This is a genomic window from Endozoicomonas sp. G2_1 (genome assembly GCF_017744155.1).
In the GTDB taxonomy this organism is placed as follows: Bacteria; Pseudomonadota; Gammaproteobacteria; order Enterobacterales; family Alteromonadaceae; genus JAGHQT01.
In genome coordinates this window covers 36,332-58,931 of the sequence record NZ_JAGHQT010000015.1, presented here as the reverse complement: position 1 = coordinate 58,931, position 22,600 = coordinate 36,332, and the positions used below count along the sequence as shown (strand labels likewise).

The window sequence follows — 22,600 nt, the reverse complement described above, 5'->3', positions numbered from 1 at the left end:
TCTTGCAAGCGTTAAGGCGGATAAAAATATTTTAAACGCTGCGCTAAGATGACCCAATCGTCACGTAAACAAAAAGGGAATATTGCCATGCAATATTCCCTTTTTTAATGAAGGTTTATTTCGTGTTTGTCTTATATTTAGATCAATCGGCTTGATCAAGAATTTCACGCTGCTCAGCAACTTCCACTCTAATATCAAAGTCTCGTGGCCAACCGCTGTTGTCGTAATCGAACTCTGAATGCTCAACGCTATTATTTTCTTTCAACAATGTGTTCTTTGCTTCCATAATAGACCTCTCAGGTTTTATTTACGTGATAAAAAACTCTTTATGTTGTTTTTTTACACCATAAAAATTTAAAGATCAACAAAACACACAACAAATGTAATTTAATTACCAAACCTATTTCCATAAAAGTATAGAGTCGTTGAGTATTTGACTCACTCATTCAATGGCTAAAAGGTTAACTCAATAGCCCCTTTTCAATAGCTAACAACACAGCTCGAGTGCGATCGCGAACGCCTAGTTTAGTCAATATGCTAGAAACGTGGTTTTTCACTGTGCCCTCAGACTTAAACAAGGCCGTAGAAATTTCTTTGTTGGAATAGCCACTCGCCATTAAACGCAATACTTCCGTTTCTTTGGTGGTTAACGCTTCTATCGCAGCGGGTAATTCAAATTCAGGCGCGATTGTTGATAAGCCTTGCAGTAAGCGTTCGGTCAACGCTGGTTGAACTAGGGTTTCACCATTGTCAACGGTTTCGATGGCTTGAATCAGTGAATCTAGCGAAACATCTTTGAGTAAATAGCCTTTGGCACCGGCTTTCAGCCCCCGAAGTACGAGCTCGTGATCATCAAATGTCGTTAGTATCACAACCGGCGTCGCAATGTTGGCTTGATTTAACGCTGCTAGTGTCGCAATGCCATCCATCACCGGCATCGACAAATCCAACAAAATAACATCAGGTTCAGTTGCCTCAACTTTTGCTAAGACCTCGCTGCCATCACTTGCTTCTGCCACTACCGAGACTTTTTCTGACAGCCCGAGTAAACTTTTAATACCCGCTCGCACCAAATTTTGGTCATCAACTAATAGAATTTTGATGGTCATGATTAACGCCCTTGCTCAAGATTAATAACGGGAATAGCAATTGAGATGGCGAGAAAACCACCACTAATATCAAAATCGGCGTTGCCATTGAGTGCACTTGCTCGTTCAGAGATACCCCGTAAGCCATTGCCCAAGGTAAGTGATTTTGGCGCGCGACCATTGTCGTACATAACCAGCACAATATTGTTATCGGCCAAATCAAGAGTCATCCAAAAGTCAGTGGCACTGCTGTGACGCAAGGTATTGGTCATCGCCTCTTGAATAATGCGAATAATATCATTGGCAATCTGTAGCCCTTCGATATTGAGGACTTGGTCCACTTGCTCACTGCTTTGATAATGAATAGTTAGTTTGGGGACGTCTTTAATCAACATTTCAATGGCGCTGGTTAAATCCATGCCATCGTTCGCCTTAATCGTACTGACCGCTTCTCGCACATCGCTCAACAATAACTTAGCTAAGGCATAGCTTTGATCGACTTTGTCTTTTGCTTCTTGATTGCCAGCACTGGCGCACAAATGCGCGCTAACCTGTAAATTAATGGTCAATGCAGTTAAGTGGTGGCCCAGTAAATCGTGAAGTTCGCGGGCAATTCGAGTGCGCTCATGTTGCTGAGTTGATTGGGTTAATAAGTGTTGAGTGGCGAGCAGTTGTCGGTTGAGCTGATCAGCCTGTTCTCGAGCTTGCTCTGCTAGTTGAGTTTGCCGGCTCATCAACAGTGAAAACAAGTGGAACGTACCATAGAGTGACGCGGTAAAGTAAACGTGCTCTTTGTCCCAACGCCAACTGTAGAGTGAAAACCATACGATGACGACCGCAATTAAAATAACCACAGAAGTTCGAAAACTGAAAAAGTGAATTAGCATTCCCGCCCAAATAATCGTAAGAATTGGCGTATAGTCGGCGGGAAACATCAACATAATGCCAACAGCACTCAATAGCTGAACAAAATAAAATAACTCTTGGATGTACTTGAACGTGATAAATTGACCACTTCGAGTCGCGCCGAAAAACGCAATAATATAAAGCACAAAACAACCAACAATCGGTTTGCTAAACTCCTGATAATCAGCGCTGCTGCCCTGTAAAATAAACAGCGAAATAGCAAAAACTAGCCCCCATGTGACCACCGCTAAGCCATCTAACCAACTCAACTGTAGCGAGACTCTTTTCAGCTTCATACTTTCATTAACCTAATTGTGATAACCATATATTTTTATTGATTTTATTTACAAAAATACGTCATATAAATCGATTATCGCAAATACCTCAATAATTTCATATAGGCCAAAAGTCACGGTTTTAAAAAGTGACTTTTGGCACTGAAACTCAAGCTTTGTGCTCAATAAAATGGCGTCAACAGTCAAGGAGCAACACTATGTACTACACAACTTACTCATTTTTATTGTACTTACACATTTTGGTCGGCAGTGTCTCGTTAATCACTTTTTGGTTACCGGTAATTGCCAAAAAAGGCAGTGCCTTTCACATTAAAGCCGGCAAGTGGTTTGAATACGGTATGCTAACAGTCGCCGGCACCGGCATTATTATTACCTTGATGGTCTTAATTGACCCGCTCGCGGTTAAAGACCCTCAAATGGCCCTCTCTAGTTATCAGGTTGCTGTGGTCAGTGAACGCAGCCGACTATTTGCATGGTTTTTATTGATGTTGTCATTATTGGTACTTAACACCACCAGACATTCGATCTTAGTACTAAAATGTAAGAATGACCGGCAACCACTTCGCAAGTTACCTCACTTATTGCCAATTGTCATGATGGCCCTTATTTCGCCTTATGTTGCCTACCTCGGCATCACATCACAATTCGTATTACTGCAAATATTCGCTGCTTTGTGCTTAGTGAATTCATACCGACTACTAAGTTATATCTTTAAAAAGGAGCTTAAAGCACGTGAGTGGTTAGTTGAGCATTTGACCAACATCATCGGCGCTGGCATTGGTGCTTACACCGCATTTTTCGCTTTTGGTGGCAGACGTCTGTTAGAGGGTTTTATTGCCGAGCAATGGCAAATCATGTTCTGGGTATTACCAGGTGTTATCGGCGGCATTTGTGTGAATCGCCTCGCTAAAAAATACCGCCAGCAATATCGCGTTAACTAAAAGGAATGACACAATGCTTACACATAAACGAGATAAGCTAAATAAAGCGTGTAACTTAATTATTGAACGTAACTTAAATACAGAAAACCGTTTAAATTCAAAATACAAACTTAAGACAATAAAAGCGATTTTCCAAACAACAACAGTAAAAGGCACAAGCATGAAACAAGCGACCAATCACAATTCAACCGTTAAAAAACGTGGCAAACTAATGACCTGTGCTGTTTCGTTATCGGCAATGTTGGCGTTTACCGCTCTGCCGTTGTTCTCGCTAAATAGCTTGGCAGCACAAAACGGTATTGCTCTGTTCGACCAAAAACAATATCAACAAGCCAGCCAAGTGTTCAAAAGTAACATTGAAAATAAACAGTCATTAGCACAAAGCCACTTTTACCTCGGTCGTATTGCGCTAAAAAAGCATAATTTTAAACAAGCGGTAACTAACTTCGAACAAGCCGTTGAACATACTATTGGACAAGGCTTGAGTCAAAGCCTTGTCCAAAATAATAAAACAGGCCAAGTAGAAAGTGCTGATTATCATTATTGGCTTGGGGTCGCTAATGCTGAAATGTTGCAACGAAGTTCAATATTTAAAAAGCCGGGATATGCCAAAGCAACCCAAAAGGCTTTTGAGCGAGCCGTTGAGCTTAACAGCAAGCATCTGAAAGCGATGCAGGCGCTGGTAGTTTATTATCTCGAAGCCCCATCCATAGTTGGTGGCTCAAATAAAAAAGCCTTGGCAATGGCCGAAAAAATAGCTCAAGTTTCACAACTTGACGGTTTACTCGCTGAACTAAAGGTTTACTCAAATCAATCAGATACAGAAAAAACGCAACAAATTATCGCCAAGCTGACAACACTCGAGACCTTGTCACCATCGGCCAATGTTGAACTGGGTTTCCATTACCAAGCCCAAGAAGACTACGACAAAGCAATAGCCTATTTTACTCAAGCAACGCTAAACAATGAAAATGAAAGTCAACCGGTTAGTCCTGAACATTCACAAGCGAGCGTCAGTAAATACCACCAAACCAATCGTTATTACCAACAACTCGCTTATTACCAAATTGGCCGCACCGCGATGTTTGCCGATAACTATTATCAGCAAGGTATTAATGCACTGACTCACTATCGCGAACAAGAATTAAACGAAAATTTGCCTGACAAAAACTGGGCAGACTACCGCTTAGCAAGTCTTTACCAGATGGCCGATAACTCTTTAAAAGCAAAGGAGCTTTTTGATCAGCTCACCAGTAAAGAGCTAGAAGCTGATTTAAAGCGCAATGTAAAAAGAGCAATGAGGCGCTTGTAATGCAAATATATCCCCAATAGTCTTGAGAACATTGGGGATAACTCGACGCAACCTACCTTTTAGTCTTGTCGAATAAACACTTAGTAATAGCCCGTCAGTTTATATTTTTGACCTAGAACAACAAATAGAGTTAAAACTCTATTTGTTGTTTAATTTGCGTTCAGCCTCCCGTAAAATATCTGCACTAACAATTGATTAGCCAAAAGCTAATCTACAACATCTCAATTCGACATAAGCAATCACAGGAGCTTTACTTTGCGCGCGGCAATCAATGTATCAACTATCTCAGGGCTATTACTATCGTTGGTAGCTGCTAGCAGTAGTGCCATTGAATTAATTGAAAACCAAAGAGACAGTGGGCGTTTCTATGGCAGATTTACTGCCGATTACATTAATAATGATGACATTAGCGAGCTTACCGATAGCTTATCGCGCATTGGCATCAAATTTACTCGTAAGCTCGACAATCAGTGGCTAGCTTATGCTGGCGCCGAATGGGGCTTAGACATTATTGACACCGATGGCAGCCTAGCCTTGAGCGGTGACTCATTGCGAGCCGCCGATGATCAAGACGAATCAATATGGCAACGCCTTGGTTATGTCGGCTTATCTCACCCCAAATGGGGTAAATTTTCAGTTGGCAAACAGTGGTCAACCTATTACGACGTCACTAAATTCACCGACGTTATGAATACCTTCAGTGGCCGCGCCAGCGGTACCTTTAACTTTGGTACCGACGGCGGCGTTTCTGGTACTGGTCGAGCAGAGCAAGTATTACAGTGGCGCAACCAGTTTAATAAGTTTGAAGTTAGCGCTCAAATTCAAGCAACTGATGACGTCATTAACGTCGAAGACAATGATTTAGATATTGCCGGCGAAGGTGAATTAGACACCTCAATTGGCGCCTCGGTGATCTACAACATTAATCCGCTGGCCAAAATTGGCTTAGCAATCAACTTTGCCGACTACAAATTTACCGACAATAATGGCGAAAACATTACTATTGACGATAAAATATGGGCCTTGGGCGGTTACTACGGCCAATTCGATTTGGGCCTCTACGCCGCTCTTGTTTATTCGCAAAGCCAAGCCCATGAGATTGACAACCTTGGTCATTTAATCGACGCCAAGGGCCTCGAAGCTTATCTTCGTTATACCTTCACCAATCGCTACTCGATTTATTTGGGCTATAACCACTTGCAAGAAGACGATCAAGAATACGGCGAACAGCTCGGCCAAGACTATGAGCTTAAATATACTGTCCTGGGCGTCGCCTATCAATGGGCTGAAGATTTTAAACTGTACAGCGAATACAAGTTTGAAAGTTCAAGCTTAGCTTTTGCTGCTAGCGCCACTCAGGCGGTTGCGCAACCCGATAATACCTTGAGCCTTGGTTTGAGCTTTGAGTTTTAACCAACAATTTTACCCCACAAAAAGTTAAACATTTTACTGAGGAAATAACATGGAACTCGATGGTCGACAAACCATCTTAATGGCACTTTTGGTGCTATTTATTGGTCGAAAAATCAATAACAAAATCGCTTTTTTACGCAATTACAATATTCCAGAACCAGTAACTGGTGGCGTTTTAGCATCGCTATTGTTTAGTCTTATCTACTTTAGTAATGGCCTGTCACTGCAATTTCAGCTCGATATCCGCGATGAGTTACTACTAGTATTTTTCACAACCATCGGCTTGAGCGCGAGTTTTAACTCGCTAAAACAAGGGGGTAAACCACTGGCAATACTACTGGTATTAGCTGTAGTCTATTTGTTTGTGCAAAACCTCACTGGTATAACCGTTGCGGTACTCACAGGTATGCCAGCACCACTAGGTCTAGTGGGTGGTTCAGTATCATTGAGTGGCGGCCATGGTACAGCCATTGCGTGGGCACCAACCTTTATCGAAGATTATCAACTGGCTAATGCCATGACCGTTGGTTTAGCGTGTGCTACTTTTGGCTTGGTGCTAGGTGGTGTTGTTGGCGGGCCAATTGCCGAGTGGCTGATCAAGCGTCATGATTTAACGCCTAATCACGTCGATACGCCAAAACTAGCGATTAGCTACCAAGAAGAAACTATTTCTGAAATAACCCCTCAAAACATGTTCAGAAGTATTTTTATTATTGGTGCTTGCATTGGTATAGGGGTTCATCTCAATTACCTATTTAGTTATTTGGGCGTGAAATTACCTGCCTTTGTTACTTGTTTATTTGCCGGTATTATTGTCACCAACGCTATGCCTACGCTGTTTAAAAATATTCGCTGGCAACGCAGTGAGGCGAGCTTGCGCCTAATTTCTGAAATGTCGTTAGGCTTGTTTTTAGCAATGTCTTTAATGTCATTACAACTTTGGACACTCATTGATTTAGCAGGGCCAATTCTACTGATTTTGTTGGCTCAACTGGTGATAGTGACCCTGTTTACCGTTTTTGTCGTGTTTCGCGCTATGGGTAAAACCTACGACGCCGCCACTATGTCTGCGGGCTACGCTGGCCTAGCTTTAGGGGCAACACCGACTGCCATTGCCAATATGACAGCAGTAACAAAGAAATTCGGCGCGGCACCAACAGCTTTTATTGTTGTGCCCCTAGTTGGCGCGTTTTTTATCGACATTTCCAATGCGGTGATTATTAAAATGCTGTTGTCTTGGGTTGGTTAACCCCGAGTATTTACTGTTGCTAAAGCCAGGTAACGCTGTTTGATGTAACGAATCAAATGCTTGATTTGACTTTGAGCGTGTCTGCGCCCCAAATAGTAGGCGTACATCACTCTGGTTCGCGGTGTTAAGTCCTGTAGAGGTATCTCAACCATAGTGGTTGAATCAAACATTACTTGGGGCAACATCGCCATATATTGTCCCGAATTTACCGCGTGCTGGGCTAGCGCCAAATCATCAACCACGAGTGCTTTGTTGGGGTTTGCCGTCATTTGCTTTTGGCTAGTATCAACTAATGCCCAGCTAGAGGCAGGTTTTGCTATCACACTGGGCAGTTGTTCAAGTTCAGGAACACTGAGTGCTTTATCGAGCAATTTGTGCCGATTAACATAGTCGCGATGAGCACAGACAACGTAAGGTATATCCCATAAATGCAATGCTATTGCTGACGAATCGGGTAGTGGCCCAACTCGAAATGCTAAGTCTATTTCGTCTTTGATCAAATCTTTATTGGTATTCGACAGAGAAACATCAAGCACGAGTTCTGAATGCTGTGCCGCAAAGTCAATTAACCAAGGACCTAAAAAGTCCAAACCAGCCCGCACTGGCATCGAGACATTGAGCTTGCCTTTGAAGCTTACTTCCGCGTCAATTGCCATATTTACCGCACTAGCAATACTTTCAAGCATTGGTGAGCAGTCTTGATAAAGCTCAAGCCCTCGCGTTGACACTTTTACTTCGCGGGTTGTTCTGTGTAGCAGTGTCAAACCCAAGCTCTGCTCTAGCGCCTCAATACGGCGGCTAACCGTACTATGCGGCACTGACAAGCGCTCAGAAGCACGTTTCAAACTTCCTGTTTCAACCACGGCACAAAAAATATTGAGATCATCCAATATTCGCTTCATCAACTTTACTCGATTTAGTTAACACTCAATAATTAACCCGACAGGAGCAAACCGTGAAAGCAATCGTTATAGAACAAACTGGTGGTAGTGAAACGCTACAATATCAAGAAAGAGACAAGCCAAGCCTGCAACCGGGACAAGTCTTAGTAAAAGTTGCCGCAGCGCCTGTAAACTTCATTGATACCATTATTCGTCAAGGCAATATGCCACCGGGCATGATGCCAGCGTTACCACATGTTTCTGGTGTTGAGGGCAGCGGTATTATTGCCGATGCAAATGGCTCCGAGTTCAAGGACGGCGATAAAGTTACTTACCTTGGGCCAATTGGCGCAGCCATGTATGCCGACTACACAGTGGTAGAAGCCGATAAATTAATTCACCTAGATGACGATGCCAACCTTTTAGAAGCGGGAGCTATGCCCGTGACCTACTTCACGGCTTATCACATGTTGCACAATGTTGCCCGCGCCGAACAAGGCAAGTTTGCCTTGATTTACGCCTCAACCGGCGGCGTTGGCACTGCGTTAATCCAGCTCGCGAAAGCCGCTGCCATTAAAGTGATCGCACTAGATCGCAAAGATGAAAAAGTTGAGCAAGCACTTAAACTTGGTGCTGATTATGCTTTTAATTCCACCAAAGACTGGACTGAGCAAGTAAAACAGGTCACTAATGGCAAAGGTGTGAATTATATTTTTAATCCTGTTGCCGATGACACCATCAAACAAGATATCGAAGTATTAGCTACTCTCGGTCATATCGTAATTTTTGGCTTTTTGGCGGGGGCTGGCGACACTAACACACAAGCGCAAGTGCTCAACCACTTCGGTAAGTCACCAACTATTACCTACTCAGAGATCTACGCCACCTACTTTAGCAATTTTGATTTGGTAAAAGAATCACTTGCATCAGTCTATGAATTATTGGCACAAGGCAAAGGTCACCAATATTTCATCGAGTTCTTGAGAGTTCCATATAATATTATCGGTGACATTTTTATACCAAGTTAAAAAATCTGCATGAGACTTAATGTCGAAATCTGGGTAAATCATGGCAATAGAAGGTGTTAATCGATTTATGTAATACCCAGCCTCTCGCTGATGGTCTAGCGCTGCGAACCACTAGTAAATAAACGCTTTAACATCATTTTCACTCAACTGTGTGCGGGCTTGCTCTTGATAGCCCGAACTTAGACTATTCAAGTTAAGTGTGTTTGCTGGTTGCGCATCAACCGAACTTGATACGCTCGTCAAAAAAAGCGCTAGTAATAAACTTTTATAAAACATTTGAAATTCCTATTGTTGTTAATGCCAGTGAACGGGATCAACTTGGTAAAACTGTTTCAGCTGTTGATAGAGCTTGGGGTACTGCTGATAAAAAGACGACGCCTTTTCAAAAAAGACTTCACTGGCTACGGCAAAAAATTCAGCAGGCTCAGTAGCACCATAGTAATCAAATAACGACGGTTCACCTCTTTGCGCTTGCGCTCGCAAGTGCTGAAATTGCTCGTTAAAAACGCTTGACCACTCTTGGTAGCTTTGGCCGTTAACTAATATGGGAGCACCATTAGCAGCGCCGTTTTCTTGGTCGAGCTGATGAGCAAACTCGTGAATCACTACATTGTGACCATCATCGGGAATATCTGCGCCAACGACAGTATCTTGCCAAGACAAAATGACTTTACCAAACTCCCATGACTCTCCAGCCAAAGTTACTTTTTCAGCATAATTAACACCATCGGCGTTTTGTTTTTGCTGAGACTTAATAAATGCGCTTGGGTAAACCAAAATCGTTTGTAGCTTGGGGTAGTAATCGGTATCGCGATTGAGCAATAGCAAACACGCTTGTGCCGCAATGGTTACGCGAATTTCATCGTTAATCACCACACCATTGCAGCCAACAAATTGCTTTTCAGTTAAAAACACTTGTATATGCTGCTTTAACTGAAGCTGTAAATCAGCCGGCATTTGACGAAAATACGGCATTCGTCGCTGTAAAATTTGTCGCCATGACTTTTTAAATGGTTTGCGTTTAATCAACGCCCGTTGACGAGCACGCCAATAAGGTTTTGCCAGTAAGTAAGTGATTAACGTCATACCAATAGCAATTGGTAAAAGATAAGCAAGCATTAACTAATCAACCTTAAACTGTTATTAAACACCTAATAACTACATGGCTACCTTCGCTGAAAAATCAAGCAAAACACTGGCAACAACACTAAATTGCTGCCAGTGCTGAGATACGCAAAATTCACCAAATTGCAGGCTTTGATTAACTGACGCGTTTTTCGTGGCCATAACCGCTACTCACTCTAGCCACTTGTTTACCCAACAAACCAGATTTGAGCTGATTGTGCATTGCCGCCGTTAAACACTTTGGATTAAATGGCATCAAAGTAACCTCAGGCGTGCGCAAGGCTTTATCTGCAATCAATTCCAGCAAGTGATTCGCCATCATACTCAATTTTTGTTGAGCGCATAAATCATTGGCCAGCCAAGCACCACCAAGCGAAATCATGTTAATGGCAGGTGCTTTGGCAAAAAGTAGACCTTGATCAATGATTGGCAACGGGTTCAAACATGCAATTTTGCCGTTGAACTTGAGCAAACTTATGTTGCGCGCGGTTGACTCACCGCCAACAGAGTCAAGCACAGCATCTAAAGGCTGATAGCCAAGGGCTTTATTAATCCGCTCGGGTAAGTCTGGCTCGCGATAATCAAAAACGTCATCAGCCCCGAGGCCTTTTAGCAATTTGTGATTGCGTTTTGACGCTGTCGCCAACACAGTTAAACCCTTCGCTTTAGCTAACTGAATGGCAAATTGGCCGACTGCACCAGCACCAGCTTCAATTAAAATGGTTTGGCCTGCTTCTAGCGATAGTTTGCACAGCGCCAACATTGCTGTCATACCGGCGCAAGGGATAGTCACAGCGTCAGCTGGCGGTATCTGCTCAGGTACAATTGCCAGCGCATGGGCGTCCATTGCAATATATTGTGCAAGCGCCCCTTGCTTGGTTAAATCACTGTGCCAAAGTACCCTTTTACCTAGCAGTGGGCAGTGCTTTTGTTCGCTTTCAACAACAATGCCAACACCATCTAACGCTGGTACGTGCGGATACTGCCAGCTTTGGTGTCCAACCTTGGCAAGTTTAGTATCAACGGGATTCAAACCGGCATACTCAACCTTAATCAGTACCTGACCAGCAGCTAACTGCGGCGTAGGCAATGTCACTTGGGCAAGTTTGAAGCTGTCGCCAGCACTGGCTAAAGCCAATGCTGACATGGTTGAATTAGCTGAATGAGTTGAACTCTCAATATCTTGAGTTAACACTTTCGCAAGGTTATCCATGTTGCTCCCCCTGCAAGGTCACTGACTTTTTACTGGCCATCAGCATGTAAAACACTGGCGTAAACAACAAGCCAAATACCGTGACACCAATCATACCTGAAAATACCGCCACGCCCATTGCTTGTCGCATTTCTGCGCCTGCACCAGTTGCTAACACCAATGGCACAACACCCGCGGTAAACGCAATCGAGGTCATTAAAATAGGTCGTAAACGCAAACGACAAGCCTGCACGATTGACACCAGTGGCGATTGACCTCCATCTTGAATTTCTTTGGCAAATTCAACCATTAAAATGGCATTCTTACAGGCTAATGCCACCAGCACAATTAACGCGATTTGAGTGAAAATATTATTGTCACCACTGAGTAACCAAACACCGAGTAATGCTGAGAAAATCGTCATAGGTACAATTAAAATAATCGCTAAAGGCAAACGCAAGCTCTCATATTGCGCCGCTAGCACGATAAACACCAAGAGCACCACCAATGGGAAAATATAAACCATGGTATTACCGGCTAAAATTTGCTGGTAAGTCACTTCGGTCCACTCATACTCCATCCCTGCGGGTAAGTCGTCAGCTAATACTCGCTCAATCGCTCGTTGTGCTTGGTCAGAGCTATAGCCCGGTGCCGGACTCCCGTTCAATTCAGCACTTGGGTAACCGTTGTAATGCATAACGCGATCGGGGCCTGTGGTCGCGGTAACATCAACAACCGCGCCTAACGGCACCATTTGGCCTCGGGCATTTCTTACTTTTAGTCCTAATACCTGTTTTGGATCAGCGCGATAACTGGCATCTGCTTGCGCGTTTACCTGATAAGTACGGCCAAATAAGTTGAAATCGTTAACATAAAGCGAACCTAGGTACACTTGTAGTGCGTCAAAAACTTCAGTTAATTCAATGCCCAGTACCAATGCTTGCTCGCGATCAACAACAATATCCATTTGTGGTACTTGAATGCGAAAGGTTGAATACAAACCGGTTAATTCAGGCTGTTTTTCACCTTCATTAATCACTTTCGATAAGGTGTCGAACAAGGCATTAAAGCCCAAGTTTGCGCGATCTTCAATTTGCAGTTTAAAACCACCCGTTGATCCTAAGCCTTGAATTGGCGGCGGTGGGAAAATGGCAACGAATGTTTCATCAATAACTGAAAATTTATTGTTGAGCTCAGCGACAATGGCATTGGCTGACAAGTGCGGTTGATTGCGCGCTTCAAAGCCTTCTAAGGTAACAAAAACAATGCCGCTGTTGGGGCTGTTGGTAAAACCATTCACTGATAAACCCGGGAATGAAACTGTTTTCGCAACACCTTCCGTCGCTAAAGCCAACTGCTCCATTTCGCGAACCACGGCTTCAGTTCGATTTAAGCTTGACGCATCGGGTAACTGAGCAATTGCCACTAAGTACTGTTTGTCTTGCTGAGGAATAAAACCGCCGGGAACGCTGTTAAACAAGTTAACCGTGCCTGCTATTAAAGCGAGGTACAGCACCGACACTAACAATGAAAATCGAATCAGTTTTTTTACAATCGCTTCATAACCGCGTTCGCTTTTTTCAAATAATCGGTTAAATGGCTGAAATACTATCTTGCCAAGAGCTTTGTCAAGCGCACGTGTCAACAAATCGGGCTTGCTTTCGTGACCTTTTAACAGCAAAGCCGATAATGCTGGTGACAAAGTCAGTGAGTTAAACGCTGAAATCAAGGTTGAAATGGTAATCGTCAGCGCGAACTGCTTGTAAAACTGTCCCGATAAACCAGTAATAAATGCCGTTGGAATAAATACCGCACACAACACCAACGCAATGGCAATAATTGGGCCGGTAACTTCTGTCATCGCCTTACGGGTTGCTTCAAGTGGCGATAGACCCTCGTGGATATTGCGTTCAACGTTTTCGACCACTACGATGGCGTCGTCAACGACAATACCAATTGCCAACACTAAGCCAAATAGCGACAAAGTGTTAATTGAAATGCCAAGCCACTGCATAACGGCAAAAGTACCAATAAGTGATACCGGCACCGCAATCAATGGAATAATTGATGCTCGCCACGTTTGCAAAAACAAAATGACCACAATAACCACCAAGACAATGGCTTCGAGTAGGGTTTCAACAACCGCGTCAATTGAACCGCGAACAAACACCGTTGGGTCATAGGCAATATCGTAGGCAAGGCCCTTAGGAAATGCTGCCGAAAGTTTTTCCATGGTTAAACGTACTTGATCAGATAGCTCTATGGCGTTCGAACCCGGTCGCTGAAATATAGGCATAGCAACGGCTGGTTTACCACTTAGCAATGCTCTAAGCGCGTATGTATTTTGTCCCAACTCTAAGCGAGCAACGTCTTTTAAACGAGTCAGTGAGCCATCATCACCAACCTTAATAATAATGTTTTCAAACTCTTCAATAGAATTTAAACGGCCTTTAACATTCAATAATATTTGAAATTCATTGTCTAAAGCTGTTGGTTGTGCCCCCAAAGAGCCCGCTGCTACTTGGCGGTTCTGGGCGCGGATAGCGCCAACTATATCCATTGCCGTCATGCTGCGAGCGGCAATTTCTTCAGGGTTTAACCACACTCGCATCGAGTATTCGCCGCCGCCAAACAATTGAACATCACCAACACCATTTAAACGGGCGATTTGATCTTTGATGTTTAAGCTAGTGTAGTTAGACAAATAGCTAATCTCACGTGACTCATCTGGCGAGTAAATGTGAACAACCATGGTTAAGTCAGGTGATGCTTTTTCTGCAACTACCCCTAGCCTTTGCACGGTTTGAGGCAAACGCGGTAAAGCGCTATTAACTCGGTTTTGCACTTGCACTTGTGCTTTGTCTAAATCTGTCCCCAAGGCAAAGGTAACGGTTAACGTCATGCGGCCATCACTGGTTGCTTGCGAAAACATGTAAAGCATGTTTTCAGTTCCGTTTATCTCTTGCTCTAGCGGCGTAGATACAGTTTCAGCAATAACTTTCGGGTTAGCGCCCGGGTAGTTAGCAGTAACCACCACTGTTGGCGGCACAACTTCTGGATATTCACTGACCGGCAATTGAAACAGAGAAATTGATCCCCCAATCAACACCACCAGCGATAGCATGGCGGCAAATATCGGTCGTTGAATAAAAAAGTGAGAAAAATTCATGGTTTTCTCCTAGTGAAAACGGGCAGCAAGCAATGGCTGACGGCTATCGTCACGTTCGCTGTTTTGCTCTACTTTCTGCTTGAGAGTAAGGGCAACTTCAGACAAATCTAGTGATACTTCTCTTGGGGTAATCGCCATGCCAGGCCAAGCTTTGCCAGGGCCGTTGACGGCAATAACATCATTCGGTGTTAAGCCACTAACAATTGCACGGTAGTGCCCATAGCGCTCACCTACTTCAACCAAACGGTAATCAAGCGTGTTGTTTTCCGTCATCACTAAGACATAGCGGTTTTTTAAATCGGTGCCAATGGCGCGATCAGGTACTAGAACCTCTTTGTGTTTGCCTGACGACGCTAGTGTTAGCCGAGCAAATGAGCCAGCGCGCAACTGACCGTCGTTCTCTTCAAAATTAGCGCGCACCCGAATGGTGCCAGTTGACGGGTTAACGGCATTGTCGACAAAATCAATAACTCCGGTGAATCGGCTGTTTTTATCTCCGGTTAACGCCAGTAAAACAGGTAGTGGTTGATCGGCACTAAGCGTTTGAAACTCGGTATTCCAAGTGCGCTCATCAATATTAAAGTAAGCATACATTTGGTGGTCGGCAATAATATTAGTCAACACACTTTGGTTAGCGGTGACATTATTACCCTTAGTGATTTCAGCCCGAGAAATAACACCAGTAATAGGCGATTTTACTTCAGTGAAACCCAAATCGAGTTGCGCCGCATCTAATTCTGCGCGTAGTGCTAATAACTCTGCACGGCGCTGTTTAGTTTGCGATGAGCGCGAGTCAATTTGTTCAACGGCAATAGCACTGGTTTTACCCAAGTTTTGCGCGCGCTTTTCTCTGCGCTCGGCCTCTTCGAGTGCGGCTTCGGCACTTAGTATTTGCGCTTGCAAGCGGTTTACTTGCGCTTGAAAAGGTCTCGGGTCAATTTTAAACAGTACTTGCCCCTGACTAACCTTTTGCCCTTCAACAAAAGTAATTTGATCAACAACGCCAGAAACTCGTGGCATTAACACGACTCGTTCAGGCGATTCTAATCGTGTTGTATAGGTATGCCATGACTGTACTTCGCGGTACGCAACGTGTGCTACGTCAATAGGTGCTGTACTTGGCTGGCTGACAGTTTCGGCTGGCTCAGTGTTACAACCTAACAATGCCAGTGTAGAAACCAATGCCAAAGTAGCGATTTTCTTGTTCATATTAAAAACTCTCCCAAAAGTTGGGCGCTATTCTAAGGACTAAACTATTGCCAATAAATCACCTATAATCACACACAGTGTTGCCCATTTAGCACCAATAAAATTAATTGAAAGCAAAACAAAGTGAAGATTAATGGATACATCAAGCCGAATATTATTGTTTTTAGACGTTACTGAGCGAGGTTCTTTCGCCAAAGTTGCTGAGCACCGCCAAATAGATCGCTCAGTCGTATCGAAACAAATAGCCAAACTTGAACAAGAACTCGGCGTTCGATTGCTCAATAGAACCACGCGCTCGTTTTCAATCACAGGTGCCGGTAATGAAGTTTTGAGAAAAGCCCGAGAACTAAAAAGTTTGCTCGACGATACCTCGCGGCTTGCAGAAAACTATCACTTAGAGCCTAAAGGTCGGCTGCGCGTTACTTGTAGCTACCCGCTTGCGCAGCAAATACTGCAACCAGTAATCAACGACTTTCAGCAACGTTTCCCCGACGTTGAAATAGAGCTTTATGTTGGCGACCGGGTACTAGACATTGTTGGCGACGGCTACGATTTGGCTTTTCGAGTCGGTGAGTTAAAGGACTCTTCGCTGGTTGCCCGCTACCTTGCCAGAAACCGCCTAGTGCTGTTGGCATCACCAAACTTTTTAGCGCGCTACGGCGAGCCTCAAACTGTAGAAGAGTTAGCTGAGTTACCGGCAACATGCTACGCCGGTGAAAAATTTAGAGCAGACTATATTGATTATGTTGACGACAATAATCAGCCAGCTCGCATGCCGATGAATTGCCGCTTCGCAGCCAATGAAGTTGAGATCATGAAACTCAGCGCGCTCGCAGGTAACTGTTATTACTTAGCGCCAGCATTTCAAATTCACAATGAAGTAAAATCAGGACAGCTGGTGCCATTTATGAAACAAATGAAACTGCGCGACTTTGCCGCAATATACGCGGTTTATCCACACCGCGATTTGCCCCTGAGAACTCGACTGTTTTTTGAAGCGGTTAAAGAGTATGTTGGCAATCCTGTGCCCTACTGGGAGCAAAATATTCCCGGCTTTGCCGAAATGTACGGTAACCCAACACGTGAGCAGTGGCAGTATTAAATGCTCCCACATTAAGGCGATTTAGAGCTTTTACCTGATAGATTGAGAAAAGTTGTTTTTAAAGAGTATGTAAAAACAAAGCATTAGTGCGAGAATCGCAGTGGCCGCTTCAATAATTGGCGTGTGAACAGCGTGGTAATAGAAAGCTCCAACTAAAATGAAGCCCGAGGTGAAAGCAGATAGATTGGTGGCTACGCGAATAAATAGACCAATGCTCGTAATAACTTCGATAAACCCAATCAAGTAACCAGACCAAGATGGAAGCCCCAATACCGCAAAGCTAAGGTGAACATCAGGCATCACCATAAGTTTTGCGGCACCTGCACCTAGTAATATTAGTGACAATAGTAATTTGGCGAAAAAAAGTGTCTTAGATGATGTCATAAGTCATTGTTCTATCGTTAAGAAAGCTAAAAAAGTACTTAGGTAATCACCTAAACTATTAAACTTCAGTATTTTTATTAATAGCCGCTAAGCGAGAATCATGCTGGATGTAATAGTCAGCGATTTTTTTCAAATCTTTTACGGCTCCTGTCCGATGCCCTGTACTGTAGGAAATACAAAAAAATAGTGCTATCGCGACATAGATAATTAAATGAACGCTATGTGATAAAGTCGAGTCAAAGTAGTTAAGCACAGCAGCGGTAAATAAGGCCAGAGCAATAATTGACCTTATCACTAGTCGTCGTTGCTGCGTCTTTTGCGCTCTTTGATATAAACTGTTAATTTCGAGAGCCGTCATCACTATTCACCTAAACCGTCAGAAAACTGCCAGAGCTGACCTGTCGGTATTCTGACTACGTTTATATCCTGATAGCGTTTCGAAGCTTTTTCTGCATCTCTGCCTGAACTCTTCACTGGCAATAGTAGTGGCCAGCTTTTATGTGCGTCGTGAATTGCAAACAAGGTTTTATCACCGAGTAATTTAGTTCCCTCAACCGCCTCATCAGCTGTCATCACCAACTGATAAAAAGTCATTAGATGAACGCCATTAACCGGTAAAATAGCAATATCAACAGCACCATGTTGTTTCTTGTACTCAACAAGTGGTGGTAGGTCTCGTGCTTCACTGCCAAAAAATATCGCCGTATCTTGTAAACGCACAACATAATTATTAACAGTCCACTTCAACATTTTTTGCGCTTGAACTGACTCTATAATTAAGCCGCCCGCTAACACTCGTTTGTGCCCCCACGACAGCACTTCAACCTGTTTAAAACCAGCTTCTCTAGCACTTTCTGCTTGAGACTCCATGGCAACAAATAATCGAACATCATCTTTGTTATGGGGATAATCAACTAATCCATCCATTTGCCAATGGTCGACAACGTCATGGCAGCCTAAAATAGCCGTTAATGGCGGTAAATCTTTAACTGCTATTGCCGCAGGCTCCAAAACACCAATAAAAGGAACATCAATAAAATAGGGATCGGTAAAAATAAAATGTTCACCAATACCAATCAAAATACTCGCGTTATTTATACGTGTAATTGTAAATGGAACTTTCGCCATACCGTTTGCTATACCTCTACTTACGCTGCCAACTGTCGCTATATCTAGTAATAATGATTATAAATTTTGAATAACCAAATAAATAGTGGGCATAATCCTTAATCATTATTAGGTTTAACTTAACAATTAATTTATGCGAGAGTTCGTTAACGGCGTTACCTACAATCAATTAATCACTTTTAAGGCCATTGTTGAAGCAGGTAATATCAGTAAAGCATCTAAGCACTTGGGCATTAGTTCAGCATCTGTTAGCTCATCACTAAAAACACTGGAACAGCAGCTTGGACAAACATTATTCACCCGCACGACACGGGCGATAAAACTAACCGATATCGGCAACCAACTATATTGTTCTACACACTTTGCTATTGACGAGTTGGCTAAATCCGTTGAGGTTGTCTATGACCTCAATAATAGCCCGTGTGGGACCTTGTCACTAAACATAGCAACTACTATATATCATTGGTTTGTCAAAGATCTGCTGGTAAATTTTCAGCGCACCTACCCTGCTATTCAATTGGACATAACCTTATCAGATACGCTTGACCAGCACGTTGAGCAACAGTTTGATATTGGCTTTAGATACGGAGAACGAGTTGAAGAAAGTATGATTACGAAACCTTTTCACCCGAGTAAACAGGGAAATAGCCACATATTTAAAGCTGCTTTATTTGCTTCACAACGCTATATTGAACTCCAAGGTTTGCCAACCTCAATCAGTCAACTTTCAAGTCATGCCATGGTCAAACTGAGAATGCCGACCAGTAAAAAACTCGCGCCATTGCGTTTACACAAGCAGCCTACTAACAGCAGTGAAATAGTAAATATTGATACCAATACTGCGATGGTTGTTAATGACATGACCGCTTTAGTTGATATGGTTAGGCAAGATTTTGGCATTGGTATGATGATAGACTTTGTATTAGATGAGCAGTTTGAAAACGGCTCATTAGTGCCTATTTTACGAGATCACTGGTGCAACATTCCAAATATTTACATGCACTACGCTAAGGAAAGTAAGCAATCTCAGAAAGTTCGTTGCTTTTTAGAATTTATTGAACAACAAAGTTTTCAGCCTTTTAAAAACAATCATCAAGTTGAGTGAGCACTAAACAAGTTTTTTACTAAACAGAATTTTACCTGCGCCCTTAATACAGCCTTCTTGATATCCATAGATGTGGTAACCACTTGATATTAAGAGGTTTAACATGGCAGGAAACTGGTTCATTGATTTGACTTCTAGTTCTCGATAGCCATTGTTTTTTGCCCAAGACTCTTGAAACTCTCTGAGTTTAGTTGCAACACCACGCCCCCGATATTCGGGCAAAACAGCACCTAACCAGCTATAAAAAGTATCAGCAGAGTACTGATACCCAACCTTGTAGCCGATAAGCAGCCCATCGAGACGGGCAACTAAAACGAGGTGTTGTTTATCGCGCACTCGTTCCGTTATTTTCTCTTTCAATAGCTTGTTTTGATTAAATTCAGGGATTTGAGCATTCAAGCTAACAACATCATCTATTGAGCCAACGTCTATCTTCACCAATGTTTCAATTTCCTACTTTTTTTGGCGTGGGCTTAATGGATATTTGCCAGAGCCATTAAGCCAACATCTTTCACAAAAACTAATCGCCAAATGTGATGCGAATTCCTGCGTTAACCGTGAAACCGTCGTTGCGTGACCAAATATCGGTGGTCCAGCGGCCGCTCGGCGCTTGCTCTGGCAATAGCAGCGGATCTTCGCGGGTTTGCCGAACATTAAGCAAGTTTTCAGCATTTAAAAAGTAGCTAATGCTACCAACAGTTATTTGGCCGAGTATACCTAAATGCCAATAAGCATCACTGTAGTCGCGATAAGGGTTATTTTCTAATCGTTGAGTCCCTGTGTAATAAGCCTCAAACCCGAGTAAGTGGCTACCGTGTTCTTCCCACATCACGACTAGGCCCGCCGAGTGTTTCGGGGTTAAGGTAATAGGCACCGTGCCAACATTAGTATCACTTTGCTCGCTGCTGTCGGTATACAAGTAGCTACCAGTAAATTTAATGTCGCGCCAGCGATAGCGCAGCAATAGTTCCGTACCTCTTATTTCGCTATCACCTTGGGCGTTAACGATACGCACTTGTCGGTTGTTAGTGCGCTCAGCCTCATTAATAACTTCTAATTCGGTGACATTTTCAACATCAGAAGCAAAAAAAGTCACGCTAGTTTCGAGGTTGGCAATGGTGTAACTGACATCAACAGACGCGGTTGAAGCGCGTTCTTCTTCGAGGTTTTCTAGCGGAGCAAGCCGTGACAGTCCGGGTTCGTCAATGTCTTCAATAAACGGCGTTGGCGCGTAAAAACCTTGACCGTAAGCACCTCGAATCGTCCAATTGTCGGGCTGATATAATACAGATACCCGCGGGCTAAATTGCTTGCCATATTCGCTGTGCCAATCAACACGAGCACTTACCGACAGCGACACAGTATCGCTGGCATCGAGATCAAACTGCGAAAATACTCCCGGTACTTGGTAAGAATAATTAAACTCGGGGAAAGTTTCTGAATCGAATTTATCCGATTGTAAGGCACTGCCAAACAGCCAAGCACTGTTATCACTATAACCCGATACACTTGATTCAATTAGGTAGCTACTGTGATCATCAAACTCCAAAACACTGCCGTATTGATGGTCGTGATCTTGATTCATCGCAGAGCCGCGAACATTGAGGTTAAGAACTTCACCCAGCGGTTGGTCGTAAACAAAGCCAGTGTCGAGTCTTAAGGTATCTTGCTTTAGTTGGTATGGGTTACCATCAGGCGTGGTCGCCCTAAAAATAGCTGCATTATCTAAAGTTCCGCTATCGCGTTGCTCTTTCATCGCGCCAACGGTGACGTATAGGCTTTCACCGTCGTCACCTTGCCAATAAAATCGAGGACGAACAGTAGCACGCTCATAGCCGGCGATATCGATCCAGCCATCGTCGTCGAGATCTTGCGCTTTTTGATGATGAATACCCGCAGTGACCGAGCCACTGGTTTGTTCTGATAATGGTGTAGCAAAGTACGACGTAATGTCTTGGCCATTACGCGAGGTTGCATTTAATAACACTTCGCCTTCGGTTCGGTGTGACGGTGTTCGTGAGATAAGGTTGATGACACCACCTAATGCAGAACTGCCATAAAGCGATGACGCCGACCCTTTAATAATTTCTACGTTGGCCAGATCCGTTGGTGGGATTTGCAGTAAGCCAATCGACGCGGTTTGACCACCATAAAGCGGTAAACCATCGCTGAGCAACTGAGTATAACGGCCATATAAGCCTTGCAAACGAACATTGGCACTGCCAAGCGCTGGCGAAGTGGTTTGTACCCTAACTCCGCCCGTTTCCGCTACTAACATTGAAATATTACCGGGTCGCATTAACGCTTTTTCTTGAATTTCTTCGCCGTTAATAATTTCGGTTCGAGTTGCCGATTCGGTGACAATACGCCCTAAACGCGACGCTTTAACCTGAATTTTTTCAATAGCTTGGCTGTCGTGCTCATGTTCGTGATGACCATGGTCATTTTCACTTGCGTACACATTGCCGCCAGTACAGATAAGCAAAGGGAATAACAAACGTGTGCCGCTGGCACTGACAAAATCTTTAAGCATTTTTACCTCAACAACGCTTATGGCTTAACCAAAGTCAGACCTAGCTGACTGTGGAGCTAGCCAAATAAATGAATAAATAGATGGCGCTAAATCGCAATAGCAGGTAGCGGCTGAATAAAGCCACTAGGAGGTAAAAATCGGGGGCCGATACAAGGAAGATGTTAGGGCGTATATCTGCTGGAACTGATAGCCAAGCGTGGAACTTTCATCAAACAGCATTTGAATATCATCAATATCAAAACTGATATAAGCAAGGTTTGCACAGCCACTGGCTAAGCATAAACAGCCTAACTGACAGCAATCTGTGTCGCAGCAGTCTTCGCTTGCTTCATTGTACTCAGCGATATCAGCATCAACAGCGATATGTGTTAAATCCGCGATATGCTGCTCAGACTCACTAAATGAGTGACTATCAATACCTGTTTCGCACGGCATAGTATTAAGCGCAGCAAAAGCTTGGCCAACAAAGGCAAACAATACTGTTAGCAAAATAAGCGTTTTTGAAGCCAATGCTTTGAAAATAAGAGTCGGCATTTTAA

22 protein-coding genes are annotated in these 22,600 nt (G+C 43.5%); 7 read left to right on the top strand and 15 right to left on the bottom strand.

Annotated elements, in window-relative coordinates:
* Positions 1 to 142 precede the first annotated feature (142 nt).
* The 3 genes from J7384_RS14885 to J7384_RS14875 all read right to left on the bottom strand — a co-directional run bounded on the left by J7384_RS14885 (position 143) and on the right by J7384_RS14875 (position 2,290).
* Positions 143 to 286 (bottom strand): hypothetical protein, encoded by a 144-nt coding sequence (locus tag J7384_RS14885; RefSeq protein WP_209115292.1) that lies wholly within the window; start codon positions 284 to 286, stop codon positions 143 to 145.
* A 175-nt stretch (positions 287 to 461) separates the two neighbouring features.
* The gene (locus J7384_RS14880) at positions 462 to 1,109 is read right to left on the bottom strand and encodes a response regulator transcription factor (protein ID WP_209115290.1); all 648 of its coding nucleotides are present in this window, start codon (positions 1,107 to 1,109) and stop codon (positions 462 to 464) included.
* Between the two features lie 2 nt (positions 1,110 to 1,111).
* Positions 1,112 to 2,290, bottom strand: coding sequence for a histidine kinase (locus J7384_RS14875; RefSeq protein WP_209115288.1), 1,179 nt, complete (start codon positions 2,288 to 2,290; stop codon positions 1,112 to 1,114).
* Between the two features lie 197 nt (positions 2,291 to 2,487).
* Between J7384_RS14875 and J7384_RS14870 the strand changes: the two genes are divergently transcribed.
* The 4 genes from J7384_RS14870 to gltS all read left to right on the top strand — a co-directional run bounded on the left by J7384_RS14870 (position 2,488) and on the right by gltS (position 7,205).
* A complete protein-coding gene (locus tag J7384_RS14870; protein WP_209115287.1) occupies positions 2,488 to 3,231 on the top strand; it encodes a hypothetical protein in 744 nt (247 codons plus the stop codon).
* A gap of 13 nt (positions 3,232 to 3,244) precedes the next feature.
* Positions 3,245 to 4,543, top strand: a complete 1,299-nt coding sequence (locus tag J7384_RS14865; protein WP_209115285.1) for a tetratricopeptide repeat protein — start codon at positions 3,245 to 3,247, stop codon at positions 4,541 to 4,543.
* Positions 4,544 to 4,798: 255 nt separating this feature from the next.
* On the top strand, positions 4,799 to 5,956 hold the full coding sequence (locus tag J7384_RS14860) for a porin (RefSeq protein WP_209115284.1): 1,158 nt from the start codon (positions 4,799 to 4,801) through the stop codon (positions 5,954 to 5,956).
* Positions 5,957 to 6,005: 49 nt separating this feature from the next.
* The gene (gene gltS, locus J7384_RS14855) at positions 6,006 to 7,205 is read left to right on the top strand and encodes a sodium/glutamate symporter (RefSeq protein WP_209115283.1); all 1,200 of its coding nucleotides are present in this window, start codon (positions 6,006 to 6,008) and stop codon (positions 7,203 to 7,205) included.
* Here gltS and J7384_RS14850 read toward each other — a convergent pair.
* Positions 7,202 to 8,107: a LysR family transcriptional regulator gene (locus J7384_RS14850; protein ID WP_209115282.1), complete on the bottom strand. Its 906-nt coding sequence runs from the start codon at positions 8,105 to 8,107 to the stop codon at positions 7,202 to 7,204. The genes gltS and J7384_RS14850 overlap by 4 nt on opposite strands.
* A 53-nt stretch (positions 8,108 to 8,160) precedes the next feature.
* On the opposite strand from J7384_RS14850, the gene J7384_RS19720 reads away from it, so the two are divergent.
* Positions 8,161 to 9,114: a zinc-binding alcohol dehydrogenase family protein gene (locus J7384_RS19720; RefSeq protein ID WP_209115281.1), complete on the top strand. Its 954-nt coding sequence runs from the start codon at positions 8,161 to 8,163 to the stop codon at positions 9,112 to 9,114.
* Positions 9,115 to 9,408: 294 nt separating this feature from the next.
* Here the strand turns inward: J7384_RS19720 and J7384_RS14840 are convergent, their stop codons facing one another.
* Genes J7384_RS14840 through J7384_RS14825 form a run of 5 tightly spaced genes read right to left on the bottom strand, consistent with a single transcriptional unit; the run spans position 9,409 to position 15,809 of the window.
* Positions 9,409 to 10,233, bottom strand: coding sequence for a M90 family metallopeptidase (locus J7384_RS14840; protein WP_209115279.1), 825 nt, complete (start codon positions 10,231 to 10,233; stop codon positions 9,409 to 9,411).
* Positions 10,234 to 10,272: 39 nt separating this feature from the next.
* Entirely contained in the window at positions 10,273 to 10,401 is a 129-nt protein-coding gene (locus tag J7384_RS19625) for a hypothetical protein (protein WP_280636396.1), read from the bottom strand.
* On the bottom strand, positions 10,376 to 11,452 hold the full coding sequence (locus J7384_RS14835; RefSeq protein WP_209115277.1) for a zinc-binding dehydrogenase: 1,077 nt from the start codon (positions 11,450 to 11,452) through the stop codon (positions 10,376 to 10,378). The genes J7384_RS19625 and J7384_RS14835 overlap by 26 nt, the downstream gene beginning before the upstream one ends.
* Positions 11,445 to 14,600, bottom strand: coding sequence for a multidrug efflux RND transporter permease subunit (locus J7384_RS14830; RefSeq protein ID WP_209115275.1), 3,156 nt, complete (start codon positions 14,598 to 14,600; stop codon positions 11,445 to 11,447). Before J7384_RS14830 ends, J7384_RS14835 begins: the two co-directional genes overlap by 8 nt.
* Before the next feature lie 9 nt (positions 14,601 to 14,609).
* Complete coding sequence (locus tag J7384_RS14825; protein WP_209115273.1) at positions 14,610 to 15,809, bottom strand: efflux RND transporter periplasmic adaptor subunit; 1,200 nt, start codon at positions 15,807 to 15,809, stop codon at positions 14,610 to 14,612.
* 133 nt (positions 15,810 to 15,942) lie between these two features.
* On the opposite strand from J7384_RS14825, the gene J7384_RS14820 reads away from it, so the two are divergent.
* On the top strand, positions 15,943 to 16,911 hold the full coding sequence (locus J7384_RS14820) for a LysR family transcriptional regulator (RefSeq protein ID WP_209115272.1): 969 nt from the start codon (positions 15,943 to 15,945) through the stop codon (positions 16,909 to 16,911).
* A gap of 30 nt (positions 16,912 to 16,941) precedes the next feature.
* Here J7384_RS14820 and J7384_RS14815 read toward each other — a convergent pair whose 3' ends face one another.
* From J7384_RS14815 to J7384_RS14805, 3 genes are read right to left on the bottom strand one after another with little or no spacing between them, the layout of a single operon-like run.
* Positions 16,942 to 17,295 (bottom strand): DoxX family protein, encoded by a 354-nt coding sequence (locus J7384_RS14815; protein WP_209115271.1) that lies wholly within the window; start codon positions 17,293 to 17,295, stop codon positions 16,942 to 16,944.
* A 58-nt stretch (positions 17,296 to 17,353) separates the two neighbouring features.
* Complete coding sequence (locus J7384_RS14810; protein ID WP_209115270.1) at positions 17,354 to 17,653, bottom strand: hypothetical protein; 300 nt, start codon at positions 17,651 to 17,653, stop codon at positions 17,354 to 17,356.
* Between the two features lie 2 nt (positions 17,654 to 17,655).
* Positions 17,656 to 18,423, bottom strand: a complete 768-nt coding sequence (locus J7384_RS14805; protein ID WP_209115269.1) for an MBL fold metallo-hydrolase — start codon at positions 18,421 to 18,423, stop codon at positions 17,656 to 17,658.
* 133 nt (positions 18,424 to 18,556) lie between these two features.
* On the opposite strand from J7384_RS14805, the gene J7384_RS14800 reads away from it, so the two are divergent.
* A complete protein-coding gene (locus tag J7384_RS14800) occupies positions 18,557 to 19,528 on the top strand; it encodes a LysR family transcriptional regulator (protein ID WP_209115267.1) in 972 nt (323 codons plus the stop codon).
* A 3-nt stretch (positions 19,529 to 19,531) separates the two neighbouring features.
* Here J7384_RS14800 and J7384_RS14795 read toward each other — a convergent pair whose 3' ends face one another.
* From J7384_RS14795 to J7384_RS14785, 3 genes are all read right to left on the bottom strand, one after another.
* On the bottom strand, positions 19,532 to 19,966 hold the full coding sequence (locus J7384_RS14795; RefSeq protein WP_209115265.1) for a GNAT family N-acetyltransferase: 435 nt from the start codon (positions 19,964 to 19,966) through the stop codon (positions 19,532 to 19,534).
* Positions 19,967 to 20,048: 82 nt separating this feature from the next.
* A complete protein-coding gene (locus J7384_RS14790; RefSeq protein ID WP_209115264.1) occupies positions 20,049 to 22,061 on the bottom strand; it encodes a TonB-dependent receptor in 2,013 nt (670 codons plus the stop codon).
* Positions 22,062 to 22,184: 123 nt separating this feature from the next.
* Entirely contained in the window at positions 22,185 to 22,595 is a 411-nt protein-coding gene (locus tag J7384_RS14785) for a hypothetical protein (RefSeq protein WP_209115263.1), read from the bottom strand.
* Positions 22,596 to 22,600: the final 5 nt, after the last annotated feature.

Coding starts and splice junctions, on each gene's coding strand:
- J7384_RS14885 (WP_209115292.1), bottom strand. CDS start 286: ATGGAAGCAAAGAACACATTGTTGAAAGAAAATAATAGCGTTGAGCAT.
- J7384_RS14785 (WP_209115263.1), bottom strand. CDS start 22,595: ATGCCGACTCTTATTTTCAAAGCATTGGCTTCAAAAACGCTTATTTTG.
- J7384_RS14835 (WP_209115277.1), bottom strand. CDS start 11,452: ATGGATAACCTTGCGAAAGTGTTAACTCAAGATATTGAGAGTTCAACT.
- J7384_RS14875 (WP_209115288.1), bottom strand. CDS start 2,290: ATGAAGCTGAAAAGAGTCTCGCTACAGTTGAGTTGGTTAGATGGCTTA.
- J7384_RS14830 (WP_209115275.1), bottom strand. CDS start 14,600: ATGAATTTTTCTCACTTTTTTATTCAACGACCGATATTTGCCGCCATG.
- J7384_RS14825 (WP_209115273.1), bottom strand. CDS start 15,809: ATGAACAAGAAAATCGCTACTTTGGCATTGGTTTCTACACTGGCATTG.
- gltS (WP_209115283.1), top strand. CDS start 6,006: ATGGAACTCGATGGTCGACAAACCATCTTAATGGCACTTTTGGTGCTA.
- J7384_RS14880 (WP_209115290.1), bottom strand. CDS start 1,109: ATGACCATCAAAATTCTATTAGTTGATGACCAAAATTTGGTGCGAGCG.
- J7384_RS14840 (WP_209115279.1), bottom strand. CDS start 10,233: ATGCTTGCTTATCTTTTACCAATTGCTATTGGTATGACGTTAATCACT.
- J7384_RS14865 (WP_209115285.1), top strand. CDS start 3,245: ATGCTTACACATAAACGAGATAAGCTAAATAAAGCGTGTAACTTAATT.
- J7384_RS14820 (WP_209115272.1), top strand. CDS start 15,943: ATGGATACATCAAGCCGAATATTATTGTTTTTAGACGTTACTGAGCGA.
- J7384_RS14805 (WP_209115269.1), bottom strand. CDS start 18,423: ATGGCGAAAGTTCCATTTACAATTACACGTATAAATAACGCGAGTATT.
- J7384_RS14800 (WP_209115267.1), top strand. CDS start 18,557: ATGCGAGAGTTCGTTAACGGCGTTACCTACAATCAATTAATCACTTTT.
- J7384_RS14850 (WP_209115282.1), bottom strand. CDS start 8,107: ATGAAGCGAATATTGGATGATCTCAATATTTTTTGTGCCGTGGTTGAA.
- J7384_RS14870 (WP_209115287.1), top strand. CDS start 2,488: ATGTACTACACAACTTACTCATTTTTATTGTACTTACACATTTTGGTC.
- J7384_RS14790 (WP_209115264.1), bottom strand. CDS start 22,061: ATGCTTAAAGATTTTGTCAGTGCCAGCGGCACACGTTTGTTATTCCCT.
- J7384_RS14815 (WP_209115271.1), bottom strand. CDS start 17,295: ATGACATCATCTAAGACACTTTTTTTCGCCAAATTACTATTGTCACTA.
- J7384_RS19625 (WP_280636396.1), bottom strand. CDS start 10,401: ATGGCCACGAAAAACGCGTCAGTTAATCAAAGCCTGCAATTTGGTGAA.
- J7384_RS14810 (WP_209115270.1), bottom strand. CDS start 17,653: ATGACGGCTCTCGAAATTAACAGTTTATATCAAAGAGCGCAAAAGACG.